14 protein-coding genes and 1 tRNA gene are annotated in these 13,980 nt (G+C 68.3%); 8 read left to right on the top strand and 7 right to left on the bottom strand.

Annotated features, from left to right (window positions below):
• Positions 1 to 22 precede the first annotated feature (22 nt).
• Both radA and AC1DHX_RS00830 read right to left on the bottom strand, forming a co-directional pair.
• The gene (radA, locus tag AC1DHX_RS00835) at positions 23 to 1,396 is read right to left on the bottom strand and encodes a DNA repair protein RadA (RefSeq protein WP_223914678.1); all 1,374 of its coding nucleotides are present in this window, start codon (positions 1,394 to 1,396) and stop codon (positions 23 to 25) included.
• Positions 1,397 to 1,481: 85 nt separating this feature from the next.
• On the bottom strand, positions 1,482 to 2,609 hold the full coding sequence (locus AC1DHX_RS00830) for an FUSC family protein (protein WP_230007454.1): 1,128 nt from the start codon (positions 2,607 to 2,609) through the stop codon (positions 1,482 to 1,484).
• A 275-nt stretch (positions 2,610 to 2,884) separates the two neighbouring features.
• Between AC1DHX_RS00830 and pstS the strand changes: the two genes are divergently transcribed.
• From pstS to pstB, 4 genes are all read left to right on the top strand, one after another.
• A complete protein-coding gene (pstS, locus tag AC1DHX_RS00825; protein WP_476849890.1) occupies positions 2,885 to 4,006 on the top strand; it encodes a phosphate ABC transporter substrate-binding protein PstS in 1,122 nt (373 codons plus the stop codon).
• A 210-nt stretch (positions 4,007 to 4,216) separates the two neighbouring features.
• Complete coding sequence (gene pstC, locus AC1DHX_RS00820) at positions 4,217 to 5,149, top strand: phosphate ABC transporter permease subunit PstC (RefSeq protein WP_223914675.1); 933 nt, start codon at positions 4,217 to 4,219, stop codon at positions 5,147 to 5,149.
• Positions 5,150 to 6,259 carry a phosphate ABC transporter permease PstA gene (pstA, locus tag AC1DHX_RS00815; RefSeq protein ID WP_476856130.1) on the top strand — a complete coding sequence of 370 codons (1,110 nt, stop codon included), beginning with the start codon at positions 5,150 to 5,152 and terminating at the stop codon, positions 6,257 to 6,259. It abuts the gene before it with no gap.
• Between the two features lie 46 nt (positions 6,260 to 6,305).
• Positions 6,306 to 7,085 (top strand): phosphate ABC transporter ATP-binding protein PstB, encoded by a 780-nt coding sequence (gene pstB / locus AC1DHX_RS00810; protein ID WP_018774898.1) that lies wholly within the window; start codon positions 6,306 to 6,308, stop codon positions 7,083 to 7,085.
• A gap of 11 nt (positions 7,086 to 7,096) precedes the next feature.
• Here the strand turns inward: pstB and AC1DHX_RS00805 are convergent, their stop codons facing one another.
• The 3 genes from AC1DHX_RS00805 to AC1DHX_RS00795 form a co-directional block, all read right to left on the bottom strand.
• Positions 7,097 to 8,113 (bottom strand): inorganic phosphate transporter, encoded by a 1,017-nt coding sequence (locus AC1DHX_RS00805; RefSeq protein WP_476859496.1) that lies wholly within the window; start codon positions 8,111 to 8,113, stop codon positions 7,097 to 7,099.
• A 1-nt stretch (position 8,114) separates the two neighbouring features.
• On the bottom strand, positions 8,115 to 8,732 hold the full coding sequence (locus AC1DHX_RS00800; RefSeq protein WP_028276610.1) for a DUF47 domain-containing protein: 618 nt from the start codon (positions 8,730 to 8,732) through the stop codon (positions 8,115 to 8,117).
• Positions 8,733 to 9,115: 383 nt separating this feature from the next.
• Positions 9,116 to 9,769, bottom strand: coding sequence for a hypothetical protein (locus AC1DHX_RS00795; protein ID WP_018774895.1), 654 nt, complete (start codon positions 9,767 to 9,769; stop codon positions 9,116 to 9,118).
• 202 nt (positions 9,770 to 9,971) lie between these two features.
• Here AC1DHX_RS00795 and AC1DHX_RS00790 point away from each other — a divergent pair.
• The 3 genes from AC1DHX_RS00790 (at position 9,972) to AC1DHX_RS00780 (ending at position 11,145) form a co-directional block, all read left to right on the top strand.
• Positions 9,972 to 10,044: transfer RNA gene (locus AC1DHX_RS00790), tRNA-Lys, on the top strand.
• A gap of 194 nt (positions 10,045 to 10,238) precedes the next feature.
• A complete protein-coding gene (locus AC1DHX_RS00785; RefSeq protein ID WP_028276609.1) occupies positions 10,239 to 10,733 on the top strand; it encodes a MarR family winged helix-turn-helix transcriptional regulator in 495 nt (164 codons plus the stop codon).
• 64 nt (positions 10,734 to 10,797) lie between these two features.
• A complete protein-coding gene (locus tag AC1DHX_RS00780; RefSeq protein ID WP_476859495.1) occupies positions 10,798 to 11,145 on the top strand; it encodes a hypothetical protein in 348 nt (115 codons plus the stop codon).
• Positions 11,146 to 11,210: 65 nt separating this feature from the next.
• Here AC1DHX_RS00780 and AC1DHX_RS00775 read toward each other — a convergent pair whose 3' ends face one another.
• Positions 11,211 to 12,311, bottom strand: coding sequence for a lactonase family protein (locus AC1DHX_RS00775; RefSeq protein WP_476859494.1), 1,101 nt, complete (start codon positions 12,309 to 12,311; stop codon positions 11,211 to 11,213).
• 267 nt (positions 12,312 to 12,578) lie between these two features.
• On the opposite strand from AC1DHX_RS00775, the gene AC1DHX_RS00770 reads away from it, so the two are divergent.
• Positions 12,579 to 13,451 (top strand): putative protein N(5)-glutamine methyltransferase, encoded by an 873-nt coding sequence (locus AC1DHX_RS00770; protein WP_476859493.1) that lies wholly within the window; start codon positions 12,579 to 12,581, stop codon positions 13,449 to 13,451.
• Here the strand turns inward: AC1DHX_RS00770 and AC1DHX_RS00765 are convergent.
• Positions 13,448 to 13,903, bottom strand: a complete 456-nt coding sequence (locus tag AC1DHX_RS00765; protein ID WP_476859492.1) for a hypothetical protein — start codon at positions 13,901 to 13,903, stop codon at positions 13,448 to 13,450. The genes AC1DHX_RS00770 and AC1DHX_RS00765 overlap by 4 nt on opposite strands.
• Positions 13,904 to 13,980: the final 77 nt, after the last annotated feature.

Genomic DNA, 13,980 nt, shown 5'->3' with positions numbered 1-13,980 from the left:
GGACCACCCGGCATTCGCGGCGTCAGCTGATCAGCAGTCCCAGGGCCTCGGCCAGGTGGCCGACCTCGCGGACCGAGAAGCCCGCCGGAACCGGTCCGTGCCCGTTGGGGCTGGCCGGTACCACGGCATGGGTGAAGCCGAGCCGGTGCGCCTCCTGGATGCGCTGGTTGATGCCGGGCACCGGGCGGACTTCGCCCGCCAGGCCCACCTCGCCGAAGGCTATGAGCCGCTGGGGGAGCGGCTTCCTGGCCTTGGCCGAAGCCACAGCCAGGGCCACGGCGAGGTCCGTGGCGGGTTCGCTGAGCTTGACCCCGCCGACCGTTGCCACGTATGAGTCGTCCTTGTTCAGCAGGCAGCCGGCGCGCTGCTGCAGGACGGCCAGCAGCATCGCGACGCGCGAGCTGTCGAGCCCGCTGGTGGCGCGGCGGGGCTGGGAGCTGGCGCTCTCGGCGAGCAGCGCCTGCACCTCGGCCAGCAGCGGCCGGCGGCCCTCCAGCGTGACCGTGATGCAGGTTCCCGAAACGGGCTCCTTGGTCCGGGAGACGAACAGCCCACTGGGATCGGCGAGGCCCTCGATGCCGTCCTCGTTCAGATCGAAGCAGCCGACGTCGTCGGTGGGTCCGTAGCGGTTCTTGACCGCGCGCAGCAGCCGCAGCCGCGAGTGCCGTTCGCCTTCGAACTGGCAGACGACGTCCACGAGGTGTTCCAGCAGCCGGGGCCCGGCGATGGAGCCGTCCTTGGTCACGTGCCCGACCAGCAGCGTGGTCATGTTGCGGCGCTTGGCCGCGGCGATCAGGGACGCCGCCACCTCGCGCACCTGGGACACACCGCCGGCGCTGCCCTCGACGTCGGCGCTGCTGAGGGTCTGCACTGAGTCCACCACCAGCAGGCGCGGCTCCAGCTTCTCCACCTGCCCCAGGGCCTGCCCCAGGTCAGTTTCGGCGGACAGGTACAGGGATTCGGCGACGGCGTCGATCCGGTCCGCGCGGAGCTTGACCTGGGCCGCGGATTCCTCACCGGTGATGTAGAGGACGTCCTGCGCCGTGCGGGCGAACTTGGCCGCAACGTCCAGCAGCAGCGTCGACTTGCCCACCCCGGGCTCGCCCGCCAGCAGGATCACGGCGCCTGGCACCAGCCCGCCGCCGAGCACACGGTCGAGTTCATCCACGCCGGTGGGCAGGAAAGCGGCGGTAGTGGCGTCGACGTCGGCGATCCGGCGGGCCGGTTCCAGGACCGTCGTGGCCGCCGTCGTCCGGGCGACGGCGGTGCCGGTCTCCTCCACGCTGCCCCACGCCTGGCACTCGCCGCAGCGGCCCACCCACTTGGCCGTCGTCCAGCCGCATTCGGCGCATTTATAGCCGGGCGCCTTCGGCCCCCGGGAAGTCTTCGTAGCCATTGGTCCACACTATCGGGGGCCAGCGACAACAAGTGCGCCGGCGGGGGCCAGCGACAACAAGCGCGCCGTGCGCCAGCTGCAGCAGCTACAGCGGGGGCAGGATGTCCCGGGCTTCCTTGGAATCCAGCCCCGCGGCCTCGAGCAGGTCCACCATGAGCGGGCGGAACAGCATGACCACCGTTTCGCCCTCCAGCCGCTGGACGTCCAGTATCCGCGGATGCAGCCGGACGGCGATCTCGCGCAGCTCCGAGCGTGCTGTCCGCAGGTGGGCGCGGCGGGCGCCGTCGTGTACTTCCGCCAGGCCGAGCGAGAGTTCGTCGACGGCGGCGGCCGTCTCCTGCAGGACCTCGGCGATGTTCTGGGTGGCCTCGTCCGAGAGCGCCGCATGGTTGATGGCGCTGGTCAGGCGGCGCGCAAAGACCCGGCTGTTGCGCAGCGCAAGATCGATGTAGTCCAGCGACTGCTCCATCTGGTCCAGCTCGTCCCGGTGCCGCCGGTAGGCTGGGGCCAGGGTTGCCACTTCGCCGGAGGCACGCAGCGACTGGCGCATGGCGTCGACGAGCGGCTGGCAGTTCCGGCCCCGGATGAGGGCATGCCAGGCCTGGGTGGAATCGCTGTAGCTCAGCGCCGAGGCGCATTCCCGCAGCACCTCGGCGAGCTCGTGCAGGAGCTTCTTGACGTCGCTGCGGGGTTCACGCCGCGGATCCTTGGGAACGAGGACGGTCATCAGCAGCGCGAACACTCCGCCCACCACGGCGTCGATGCTGCGGGTGAACGGACCCCCGATCGGTGCGGGCAGGAGCACCACGAGGACCGACTGCAGGCCCAGTTGCGTCGTGAAAATCGTCCCGCTGTCCAGGAACCTGGCCAGCAGGATGGAGAAAAGGAGCACGACGGCGGCCTGCCAGATTCCGGAGCCCAGCCAGTGCAGCAGCAGGTCTCCGACCACGATTCCGAGCGTGCAGCCCAAGCCCACCTCGATGACGCGGCGCAGTCTGGGGTCGCGGGAAAAACCGAGCGCAATAAGGGATGACGTGGCCGCAAACAACGGCCCGCTGTGACCCAGGACGTATTCTGCGAAAGCGTAAGCGCCCACGGCGCAAGTGGTCATCTGGATGGCCGGGCCCAGGGAGTTCCGGCTCCGGACAAAGCCGGTGCGGACCCGGCCGCGCAGGAATCGTGCGCTTGCGGAGAGTCCAGTCGCGGAGGCCATGCCCTCCAGTCTATTTGCTGCGCCGGGACGGCCGGCACGGCAGGACACGGCACGGGCCGCGGGCACTGTGTGGCCGATACGACTGTGACGCACAGAACACAATGGCGGCCCGGCATATGTAAGCCAATAGTCCCGCGTCGTTCACCGGCCGTTCACTTTGGTCCGCAATTCTCTTCACCTGGGCCACTTACGGTCGGTAAAGGTACAAACCCGTACGCATCCCTGCGGGCCTTCTCCAGGCCCGGCACTCACAGCCCTGGAAGGGGTACAACTCAGTGAAGGCTCTCCGCTTCGGCCGCAACGCGGCTATCGCTGTAATCGCCGTCGGCGCACTTGCGCTGACCGCCTGCGGTTCGGACAACGCAACCAACACGGCCCAGACCGCGGCGCCGTCCGCCTCGGGTCCCGCGGTCACCGGCACCCTGACCGGCATCGGTTCTTCCGCCCAGGGCGCAGCCATGGATGTCTGGAAGACCAACTTCGCTACCGCGAACCAGGGCGCAACTGTGCAGTACTCCCCGGACGGTTCCGGCGCCGGACGCAAGGCGATCCTCGACGGCTCGGCCCAGTTCGCCGGCTCCGATGCCTACCTCAAGGATGACGAACTCGCCAGCTCCAAGGAAAAGTGTGGTCCCGACGGAGCCATTGACATTCCGGTCTACATTTCCCCGATCGCCGTCGCCTTCAACGTCCCTGGCATCACGGACCTGAAGCTCGACGCCGCCACCGTCGCAAAGATCTTCCGCGGCGAGGTCGCCAACTGGAATGACCCCGCCATCGCGGCCATGAACCCGGGCGTCCAGCTGCCGGACCTCAAGGTCACACCGGTGAACCGCTCCGATGACTCGGGCACCACCACCAACTTCACCGACTACCTGTCCGCCGTAGCCCCCTCCGTGTGGACTGACAAGGCAGCCGGCGTCTGGCCCGCCAGCCTGAAGGGCGAGAACGCCAAGGGCACCTCCGGCGTCGTCAAGACTGTCACCGACACCCCCGGCGCCGTGACCTACGCCGACGACTCCGCTGTCAGCGGCAAGCTCGGCACCGCGCAGATCAAGGTCGGCGACTCCTTCACGAAGATCTCCGCCGAGGCAGCTTCCAAGGCAGTTGACCAGGGCAAGCCGGTCGAGGGCCGCAACGCCAACGACCTCGCCATCAAGCTGGACCGCACCACCACGGTCGCGGGTGCCTACCCGATCGTCCTGGTGTCCTACCACATCGTCTGCACCAGCTACGACACGCAGGCCACCGCTGACCTGGTCAAGGCCTTCGTCAAGTACGCCGCCTCCGACGCGGGCCAGCAGGCCGCCGCCGACGCCGCCAAGTCGGCGCCGCTGTCCAAGACCCTCCAGGACAAGGCCATGGCTGCCGTCGACTCCGTCAAGGCCAAGGCCTAGGGATACGCTGCGCCGCGAGGCGAAGTGGAAAAAGGCATAGTGGAAACACAGGCCTGATCGAGGTTCCCTGCTCCATGGCGGCCGTCACCGGCGGCCGCCATGGAGCAGGGAACTGACGCGTTTGTTCCATACATCTATATTTGCCGGGCACCGGCCGCGGAGGCCTCCGCACCCGGCGCCCGGATCCCATCCAAACCGAAGGACCGTGAAGTGACCACCACCTCCCTGACCAAGTCCCGGGGCGCAGGCCACGCCGGTGACAAAGTCTTTTCCGCAGCCACCTTGGCAGCAGGGTGTTTGATCCTCGTCGTGCTCTTCGGCGTGGCACTGTTTCTCGTGATCCAGGCGCTCCCCGCCCTCGTGGCTCCGGCGGACAAGATCCAGGGCGGCGAAGGATTCTTCACCTACATCTGGCCGCTCGTCATCGGCACCCTCATCGCCTCGGTGATCGCTCTCGTGATCGCGACGCCGATCGCGATCGGCGTCGCGCTGTTCATTTCGCACTTCGCGCCGCGCAAGCTCGCCTCCGGCCTGGGTTACGTGATTGACCTCCTCGCCGCCATCCCGTCCGTGGTCTACGGCGCCTGGGGCGTCGCGTTCCTGGCCAAGGAAATCTCGCCGTCGTACAACTGGCTGGCCGAGAACATGGGCTGGCTGCCGATCTTCCAGGGCCCCGCCTCCGCCACCGGCAAGACCATCCTGACGGCCGGCATCGTGCTCGCCGTCATGGTCCTGCCGATCATCACCTCCCTGACCCGCGAAATCTTCCTGCAGACCCCCAAGCTGCACGAAGAGGCCGCGCTGGCGCTCGGGGCCACCCGCTGGGAGATGATCCGGATGACCGTGCTGCCGTTCGGCCGGCCGGGAATCATCAGCGCCGTGATGCTGGGACTGGGCCGGGCCCTCGGCGAGACCATGGCCGTCGCGCTGGTGCTGTCCTCCGGAGCCCTGACCGCCAGCCTGATCCAGACCGGCAACCAGACCATCGCCGCCGAAATCGCCCTGAACTTCCCCGAGGCCAGCGGGCTCAAGGTCAGCACGCTGATCGCCGCGGGCCTGGTGCTGTTCGTCATTACCCTCGGAGTGAACATGATTGCCCGGGGAATCATCAGCCGGCACAAAGAATTCTCGGGAGCCAACTAAATGACCTCCACCCTGACTCCGGTACGCAAGCGCTCGGCGCTGACCAGGGGCCAACTGCCCAAGGCCGCGCCGTACATCGTCCTGGCCGTTGCCTTGATCCTCGGCGCCGCGATCCTCGCGCTGATCGGCTTCAATGCCTTCGGCTGGGGAATCGTCTCCGCCGTCCTCTTCGCCGCCGGCCTGGTGGGCTGGAGCCTTATTGTGGAAGGCGCCCGCAAAGCCAAGGACAAGCTGGCCACCTGCCTGGTTGTGGGGGCCTTCCTGGTTGCCCTGCTGCCCCTGTTCTCGGTGATCTGGACCGTGTTGATCAATGGGCTACCCGGGCTCCTGGATCCCGGTTTCCTCACCACCTCCATGAACGGTGTCACCGGCGCCTTTGACAACAAGACGGTCGAGGAAGGTGCCCCCCTGCTGGGCGGCATCTACCACGCGCTCATGGGCACCTTGCTGATCACGGTGCTCGCCACCCTCATCTCGGTCCCCGTGGGCCTGCTGACCGCGATCTACCTCGTGGAATACGGCGAGGACCGCGCACTGGCCCGGGCCATCACCTTCTTCGTGGACGTCATGACCGGCATCCCCTCGATTGTCGCCGGCCTGTTCGCCGCCGCCGCGTTCTTCGCGGTGGTCGGCCCGGGCACCAAGACCGGCGCCGTCGCCGCCGTCGCACTGTCGGTGCTGATGATCCCGGTGGTGGTCCGCTCCAGCGAGGAAATGCTCAAGATCGTGCCCAACGAACTCCGCGAGGCCGCCTACGCCCTCGGCGTCCGCAAGTGGCGGACCATCCTCAAGGTGGTTCTCCCGACGGCGATCTCCGGCATCGCGTCCGGCATCACCCTGGCGATCGCCCGCGTGATCGGCGAAACCGCGCCGATTCTGGTCACCGCCGGATTCGCGACCACCATCAACACCAACGTGTTCAGCGGCTGGATGGCCTCGCTGCCGACCTTCATCTACACCCAGATCCTGAACCCCACCTCGCCGTCCAACCCGGATCCGTCCTCCCAACGGGCCTGGGGGGCGGCCCTGGTGCTCATCATCCTGGTGATGCTGCTCAACCTCGGCGCCCGCCTGATTGCCCGCATCTTCGCCCCCAAGACAGGCCGCTAGGCCATCCGCGCCCGCCGCCCCTACCTCCAGCAAGTGAAGGAACACCATGTCTAAGCGCATCGACGTCAAGGACCTCAACGTCTACTACAGCAAATTCCTGGCCGTCGAAGGCGTCAACATCAACATCGACGCCAAGTCCGTCACGGCCTTCATCGGCCCCTCGGGCTGCGGCAAGTCCACCTTCCTGCGCACCCTGAACCGCATGCACGAGGTCATTCCCGGTGCGCGGGTTGAGGGCGAAGTGCTGCTGGACGGGGACAACCTGTACGGCCCCGGCGTCGATCCGGTCACCGTCCGGTCCCAGATCGGCATGGTGTTCCAGCGCCCCAACCCGTTCCCCACCATGTCCATCCGGGACAACGTGCTGGCCGGCGTGAAGCTGAACAACACGAAGATCTCCAAGGGCGAGGCCGATGTCCTGGTGGAGCGGTCCCTGCAGGGGGCCAACCTCTGGAACGAGGTCAAGGACCGTCTGGCCAAGCCCGGCTCCGGGCTCTCCGGCGGCCAGCAGCAGCGCCTGTGCATTGCGCGCGCGATTGCCGTTGAACCCCAGGTGATCCTCATGGACGAGCCCTGCTCCGCCCTGGACCCGATCTCGACGCTGGCCATTGAGGACCTCATCAACGAGCTCAAGGACCAGTACACGGTGGTGATCGTGACGCACAACATGCAGCAGGCTGCCCGCGTGTCGGACAAGACGGCCTTCTTCAACATTGCCGGCACCGGCAAGCCGGGCAAGCTGATCGAGTTCGGCGACACCCCCACGATCTTCAGCAACCCGACCGAGAAGGCCACCGAGGACTACGTCTCCGGCCGCTTCGGATAACCAACCGAGTCCTACAGGCCGGCCACCGTCGAGAGCGCCAACTGCAGGACGAACGCGGCGGCGGCGGTGACAACCGGGGTCGCTACCCAGAACACCAGGATGCGGATCACCAGCCGCCGGTCGGTGCCCGGGAAACTCTGGTTGGCGCCGGCGCCAAGGGTTGCCGCCGTCACCGTGTGCGTGGTGGAGACGGGCCAGTGCAGCCCGATCGCGCCCACCAGCAGCATCACCGCGCTGTACATCTGCGCGACGAATCCGCGCAGGGGATCGACCCGGGTCAGCCGGTAGCCGATGGTGTAGGAAATCCGCCACCCGCCCGCGAGGGTTCCCGCCGACAGCAAGACGGCCGTCAGCAGGGCCACCCACGCCGGCACTGAACCGCCGTCGGAGAGCCCGGCCGCCAGCAGCGCCAGGATCACCACCGCGCTGGTGCGTTGGCCGTCCTGCAGCCCGTGCCCGAAGGCGACGGCGCCCGCGGCAATGGCCTGGGCCCGCCGGGAGCGGGTGTTGACGACATTGGGCGGCGTGTACCGGGCCGCCCAGCCCGCGGGCCAGACCAGCAGGAACGACCCCGCATAGGCGATCACCGGTGAGATCAGCAGCGGGAGCACCACCTGGGACAGGAGCGAGGCGTCAACGCCCATGACGGGGTTTCCGCCGACGGCGACGCTGGCGACCCCCGCCCCGGCGAGCCCGCCGACCAAGGCATGGGTGGAGGACGAGGGGATGCCGCGCCACCACAAGTAGACGCCCCAGAGGATGGCGCTCAGCAGCGCGGCCAGCAGAATCGTCAGGCCGTTTGTGCCCGGCGGCAGCGACAGCCACGCCTGGCTGACGGCCAGCGCCAGGGCGGCGCTCAGCCCGGCGCCGATGAAGTTGAACAGGCTGGCCAGAATCACCGCCACTGTTGGGGTCAGCGCGCGCGTCCGCACGGCCAGCGCCACCGACGAGGACGCGTCCCTGAACCCGTTGAGGAATGCAAAGGCCCCGGCGCAGAGCAGCACCAGGGCAAGGAAGAAGAGCACCACGTCAGGATTCCTTGACGATGATGCTGCCCACCTGGGTGGCGATCCGGCGCATGTCCTTCGTGACTTCCACGAGCTGGTTCGCGACGTCGCGGTTGCGCGCGTACTGCATGGCCTTCATCTCGTGGAGCATGTCCGCGACCCAGACCCGGTGCGTGCGCTCGGCACGCTTGGCCAGGCGCAGGATCTCGATCCAGTAGTCCTCGAGGTCGTCCAGATTGTTCAGCCGCCGCATCGCATCGACCGTTAGTTCGGCCTGGCGGCTGATGATTTCCAGCTGGTCGGCGGCCCGCCTGGGCAGCCGTTCGAGCTTGTAAAGGGAGACGAGCTCGGCGGCGGCGTCGAGCTTCTCCATGGCCTCGTTGAGGAACCGGGACAGCGTGTACATGTCCTCGCGCGGCAGCGGGTTCACGAAGCTGGTGCGCATATGGGTCAGGAGGGCAAAGTGCAGCTCCGCGGATTTGGCCTCGTGGTTGTGCATGTCCTCCACCAGCCGGGCATGCTCGCTGGCCGGGGCGCCGAGGATCTCCGAGAGTGTTCCGGTCCCCAGCACGATCTGGCGCGCCATTTGGGAGAGCAGGTTCAGTCCGGCGGACTCCTGGGGGAACAGGCGCAGCTTCACGTGGTGTCACCGGTCTTCCGGGAGGAGGTTCGCGGGTGGAGCCGGCCGGCCGTGTGACTTGACGGTGACCAGTGCATACGCATCACTTTACCGTCCGCGGCGGGTCCGGCCCGGCCCGACGCGGCGTGTGACGGCGCAGGTGAAAACCGGGCGAACATCAGGGTCAGAAGGCATGAAAATGGTGCCGAACCGGATACGCCTCTCGGCGGTAGGCCGCTCTAGGCGGCTAAATGTTGAAGCCCGGGGGTTTCGCGGTTCGGCACCGCTTTTAGTTTTCTACGTAGGTTCATGCAAGTCAACATTGACAGCCTGCCCGAGCCGTGCGTGTCCTGGGTGCTGCGGGCCCGTCATCCGGGCGCCTGCCGCCCGGCCCGGCTGGCCCCTCAGTCCAGTTCGCCCAGCCGCCACGCGTTGGCGGCGTGCTCGAGGTCCTCGGCCGTCTTGACGAGCAGATGCGAGTTGCGGGTGAGTTTGCTGGCGTGGTTTTCGTTGCTGTGCTCGGCGTTGTCCGCAAGCGTTGCCTGGCCCAGGGCCACCACGCGGCAGAACGCTGCGGAGCGTTCCAGGGCGACGTCGAATTCGCCGTCGAACGCCCCGGAGAGGATGGCGTCCGCCATGGATTTCATCTCATCGGCGCCGGGCGGTTCGGCCGCGCCGGCGACCACATGCGAAACCTGGGCCGTGTCCTTGCCCGCCTTGAAGTAGACGGAGATCCGCTCGGGATCCTGGATGGTGGCGGCCCGCAGGGCGTACAGGCGCCACAGCGCGCCGGGGAGGGACCGGGCGGGGCTTTCGGCCCACATTTCGGCGATTGCTTCCAGGCCCTGCTCATCGGCGAGTTTGACGAGCCGTTTGGTGACTTTGGGATCGTCGCTGTCCCGGCCGCGGCGCACGAGAGCCTGCGCGGCCAGATGGGCCGCCTCCGAGACGCGGGCAGGATCGGCCCCTCCGGCGAAAGGCTCAAAGTCGATCGGTGCGAAGGGTTTCGGCTTGTGGTGCCGCGGGCCGGGGGCGCTTGATCCTGCTTGCTCGCTCATGCCCCCACGCTACTCCAGTGCCGCAAGGGAATCGAGGATCGGTGCGCGCTGCTGCCGTAGACGCCGGGGGCCGACGCCGCCGGTGCGGCCAACGTGAAAAAAGCCGGCCCGGGTCTGGGGTACAGTGTTAACGTCCAGAAATGGACTGGGCCGAAACGCGCTGCATCAGCGGATGTATCCGCTGGTTCGGGGCTGTCGGCTGGGGCCTTTAGCTCAGTTGGTAGAGCATCGGACTTTTAATCCGTGGGTCGTGGGTTCGATCCCCACAGGGCCCACTCTTTTAGCGAAGAGTGGAAAAACCCCGGTTTCCTGGCAACAGGAGGCCGGGGTTTTTTTGTGCCCGCCACCGGGGTCCAGTCCGGGCGGTTCGGGGGCCCTAGCCGCCAGGGCTCCGGGGCCCTGGGGCCGTGTGGCTGCAGCCACCCGGATTGCACGGCTGGCTAGTTACCAGTTCCGCTAGGCTTGGCGAATGGACTCCCACGGCGCCTCCGGATACTGGTATGGCCCCGATGACAGCCTGGATCCTCCGGCGGCGATCCTGCAGGCCCTCCGCGACTATCGGATCTCGGAGGTGGCGACCAGGCGGTCCACCCGCGATTCGATGGGCATGGGTGAGACGGACCTGCTGGCTTTGCGCTACCTGCTGCGGGCTAAGGCGACAGGCGAACGGGTTGGCCCGAAGGATCTCAGCCGCGTCCTGGGCATCACCACCGCTTCCACAACGTCCCTGATCGACCGGCTGGTAGCAAGCGGGCATGTCCGGCGGGAGCCGCACCCGACGGACCGGCGCTCCCTTGTGATCGTGCCGACGGTGGCGACGGACTCCGAAGTCCGCGCCACGCTTGGACACATGCACCGGCGCATGATGGAGGTGGCAGAGTCCATGAGCGCGGAGGACGCCCGCGTGGTCATTACTTTCCTCCGCCGGATGAGCGCGGCCATCGGCGCCGAGCGGCATAACTAGCTCGTTTAACTAGTTATATGTATGCTTACTACTTGTTTTTTAGATCTCAACGAGAGTAGGCGCCGTGGCTGAATCCGCAACCCTGACCGGGGACCCTGCGACAGTGCTCCCGCCCGGCGCCCCGCTGCACTGCGGCGCACCCATGCAGTGGACCTCGCCTGAGCCGGCGATGCCCTCCTACTCGTTCGGGCCCGCGGACCCGTCCCTCGATCTTCCGGCCCTGTGGCGCTGTCCCTGTGGCTTCCAGCTCGACGGCGGTATCCAGCCGGGGGACGGACTCCACTTCGCCGACGGTTTCCAGGCGGAGAGCGTGTTCCAGCTGGAGGGCGGGTTTCAGTTGAGCGGGATCCAGCTGGATGGTGGCGAACAGGGCGTCGATCAGGCTGCTGCGGGGCTTGCCGCGGCCTGCTGACCCAGCGGCCGTTTCTCACCAGCCTGCTCTTCGCCGCAGCACCGCGTCAGCCGGGCGCCGGCTCCTCACCCCCGGTGCGCCAGCCGGGGCCGGGCCGGCACCAGCGCCGTGGGGGAGGCCACCTGCAGCCGGTCCGCAGGGATACCCGGCAACCCTGATGCCGCGTCCAGAGGAAACGTCACGATGTCGCCGGAGCGTTCGTGGGCGACGTGCAGCAAGCCGTCGCGGACCGCGTGGTGCCGGGGCCAGTCGCCGCCGCTGGGGACGTCGGCCACCGGACGCAGCGCCGCGCCCCCGGCCTCCACCTCCAGCACGCAGACCCGGTTCGAACCGCGGACGCCCACATAGGCGTACCTGCCGTCGGCCGCCAACGCGATCTCTGCCGCCGAATCATCCGGCTGCGCCCCGGCGGCGCCGGCGGGCCCGACGAATCCGAGCCGGAAGTCCCCGGAGTCCGGCGACAACCCGGCCACAGCCACCTCGATTGAATACTCGGTCACCACAAAGACATGGCCGCCCTGATGCTGGACCAGGTGCCGCGGGCCGCTGCCCCGCGGCAGGACCACCTCGTGGTCCAGGGCCGGCCCCAGAGCCAGCCCCGGTCCGGATCCGACATTCCAGATCCGCAGCAGGTCGTGGCCGAGGTCGGTGGTCATCACCCTGCCGTCGGCCAGCATAAGTGCCGCATGAGCGCGGCTCGGCCGTTTTTCCCGTTCGCCGGGGCCGCCGCCGGGAGTCTCACCGTACGGGTCGCGCGATTCGACGCCGGCCGTCCGGTCAACAATGCCGCCGTCGGCGTCGAGCTCATAGAACAGCACCCGGCCGTCGCCCCAGCAGCAGACAACGAGGAAACGGCCGGAAGGCTCGACGGCGACATGGCAGGCCGCGTCACCGGCCGGCCACGCCGGGCCCGCGGGCTCCAGTCCAAACGCGCCGGCCCGGCGGTAGGCCCGGACGGTCCTGGCCTGCTCGGCCACGGCATAGACCACAGGGAGAGACGGGTGGACCGCCAGGAAGGACGGCGAGTCGGCCGCCGCCGCAACACCCAACCAGCGCAATGTGCCGTCGGCCGCCGCGGCAACCGCGCCGATCCCCGTGCCGCGGCCGCCGGAATCTGCCGTGTAGGAGCCGGTCCAGATGAGATCGTGGGCAGGGAGGGAGTCCATGCTGCCATCCTGCCAGCCGCCGCCGCCAAGGCATCCCAAGCAGGCGTCACAATCCGCCGCCGCAGTCCGCCGCAAAACCCGGACTAATCACAGCAGACCCAATCACAGCTGGCCGCGGGCGGCTTCGGTAGCATGGGGCAATCGAGCAACTGCAGCAAAAGGAGGTGGGTCCCGTTCACGCAAGTCCAGAAAGGATGCCCGCCCAGCAGTGCCGGCCTCGGCCAGCTCACGGTGAGGGCGTCTGACACCCGACCGAAAGGCGCACCCATGCCAGTAATCCGCCATCTTTCCCCGCACGAGATACTCACGGCCAGGCTCCGGGCAGCCGGCTGCGTGTTTGCCGAAGACGAGGCCCGCCTGCTGATCGACGCGGCCCCGACCCCGGAGGCGCTCGAACGGATGGCCGGCCGGAGGGTCGCCGGCCTTCCCCTTGAACACATTCTCGGTTGGGCGGAATTCTGCGGACTCCGCATCGCGGTCGACGCCGGAGTCTTCGTGCCCCGCCGCCGGACGGAATTCCTCGTCCGGCAGGCCGCTGCGTTCCTGGACGCAAGCCGCATGGCGCGGGGCGACGCCCCGGCACCGGTCGTTGTCGATCTGTGCTGCGGGTCCGGCGCTGTCGGTGCGGCGCTCGCGGCCCTCGCCGGCCCCGCCGAACTCCACTGCGCCGATATCGACCCCGCGGCCGTGTCCTGTGCACGCACCAACGTCCTGCCCCTGGGCGGGGAGGTCCACGAGGGTGATCTCTATGCTCCCCTCCCGGCGGCCCTCCGGGGCCGGGTCCGGCTGCTGGCCGTCAACGCCCCCTACGTTCCCTCGGCAGACATCGAAACCATGCCGCAGGAAGCGCGCGTCCACGAGCCGCGGGCCTGCCTCGACGGCGGCGCCGACGGGCTTCAGGTGCAGCGGCGGGTCGCCGCCGGCGCGCGGCAGTGGCTGGCGCCCGGCGGCCACGTGCTGATAGAGACCAGCCGCCGGCAGTCCGCGCAGACGGCCGGAATCCTCCGCGGGCACGGACTGGCGGCCCGGGTGCTGCGCTCGGAGGAACTGGGGGCCACCGTGGTGGCCGGCGTGCTGCTGCCCTCCGGCGGGCGGTGGCCGGCAGGGGCGGCGACGGTGGCCCCTCAAAGAAACTCCTAGGGCAGTTTGTCCCCGTCCACGTTGGTGGCGGGGCCCGCCGGGGTGGCGCCGCCCTCGTCTGACCAGTCCTGGCCGGTCTGGTCGGTGAGCGCAGGGTCGGAATGGACATCGCGGGCCGCGGGTGCCGGCGTTCCGGGCGTGGCTGCTCCCGGTTTTCCTGGCGTGGCCGTTCCGGGCGTGGCCGCGGACGTGCTTCCGTGGCCGGCATCGCGGTGGACAGCGGAGCTTATGACGGTACCGGCGCGGCGCGCGGCTTCGCCGAGATGCTCGGAGACCTCGGGGGCTTTGTCTTTGACCGTTTCTGCTGCCGCGGCCACCTTGTCCTGGACCGGCTTGCTGTGCCAGAGCTCTGCCGACCTGGCCTTGAGCTTGTCATAGGCTGCGCGGCCTGACCGCGATCCCAGGACGTACCCTGCTGCCAGTCCGGTGGCGAAAAGAAATTTGCCCTTCATGCTGTGCTCCTGCTCCCTGACGTAGGTGAAAAGTAGACGTTGTTGAACAGTTCGTGGACAGTGGGTGGCAGTGCCGG

The organism is Arthrobacter sp. 05N33_2, assembly GCF_056397425.1.
This window is presented reverse-complemented; position numbering and strand designations above follow the sequence as displayed.

Bases quoted from the DNA above. Each gene is read 5' to 3' on its own strand.
- AC1DHX_RS00765 (WP_476859492.1), bottom strand. From the start codon at position 13,903: ATGAAGGGCAAATTTCTTTTCGCCACCGGACTGGCAGCAGGGTACGTC.
- AC1DHX_RS00770 (WP_476859493.1), top strand. From the start codon at position 12,579: ATGCCAGTAATCCGCCATCTTTCCCCGCACGAGATACTCACGGCCAGG.
- AC1DHX_RS00795 (WP_018774895.1), bottom strand. From the start codon at position 9,769: ATGAGCGAGCAAGCAGGATCAAGCGCCCCCGGCCCGCGGCACCACAAG.
- radA (WP_223914678.1), bottom strand. From the start codon at position 1,396: ATGGCTACGAAGACTTCCCGGGGGCCGAAGGCGCCCGGCTATAAATGC.
- AC1DHX_RS00775 (WP_476859494.1), bottom strand. From the start codon at position 12,311: ATGGACTCCCTCCCTGCCCACGATCTCATCTGGACCGGCTCCTACACG.
- AC1DHX_RS00830 (WP_230007454.1), bottom strand. From the start codon at position 2,609: ATGGCCTCCGCGACTGGACTCTCCGCAAGCGCACGATTCCTGCGCGGC.
- pstB (WP_018774898.1), top strand. From the start codon at position 6,306: ATGTCTAAGCGCATCGACGTCAAGGACCTCAACGTCTACTACAGCAAA.
- AC1DHX_RS00785 (WP_028276609.1), top strand. From the start codon at position 10,239: ATGGACTCCCACGGCGCCTCCGGATACTGGTATGGCCCCGATGACAGC.
- pstA (WP_476856130.1), top strand. From the start codon at position 5,150: ATGACCTCCACCCTGACTCCGGTACGCAAGCGCTCGGCGCTGACCAGG.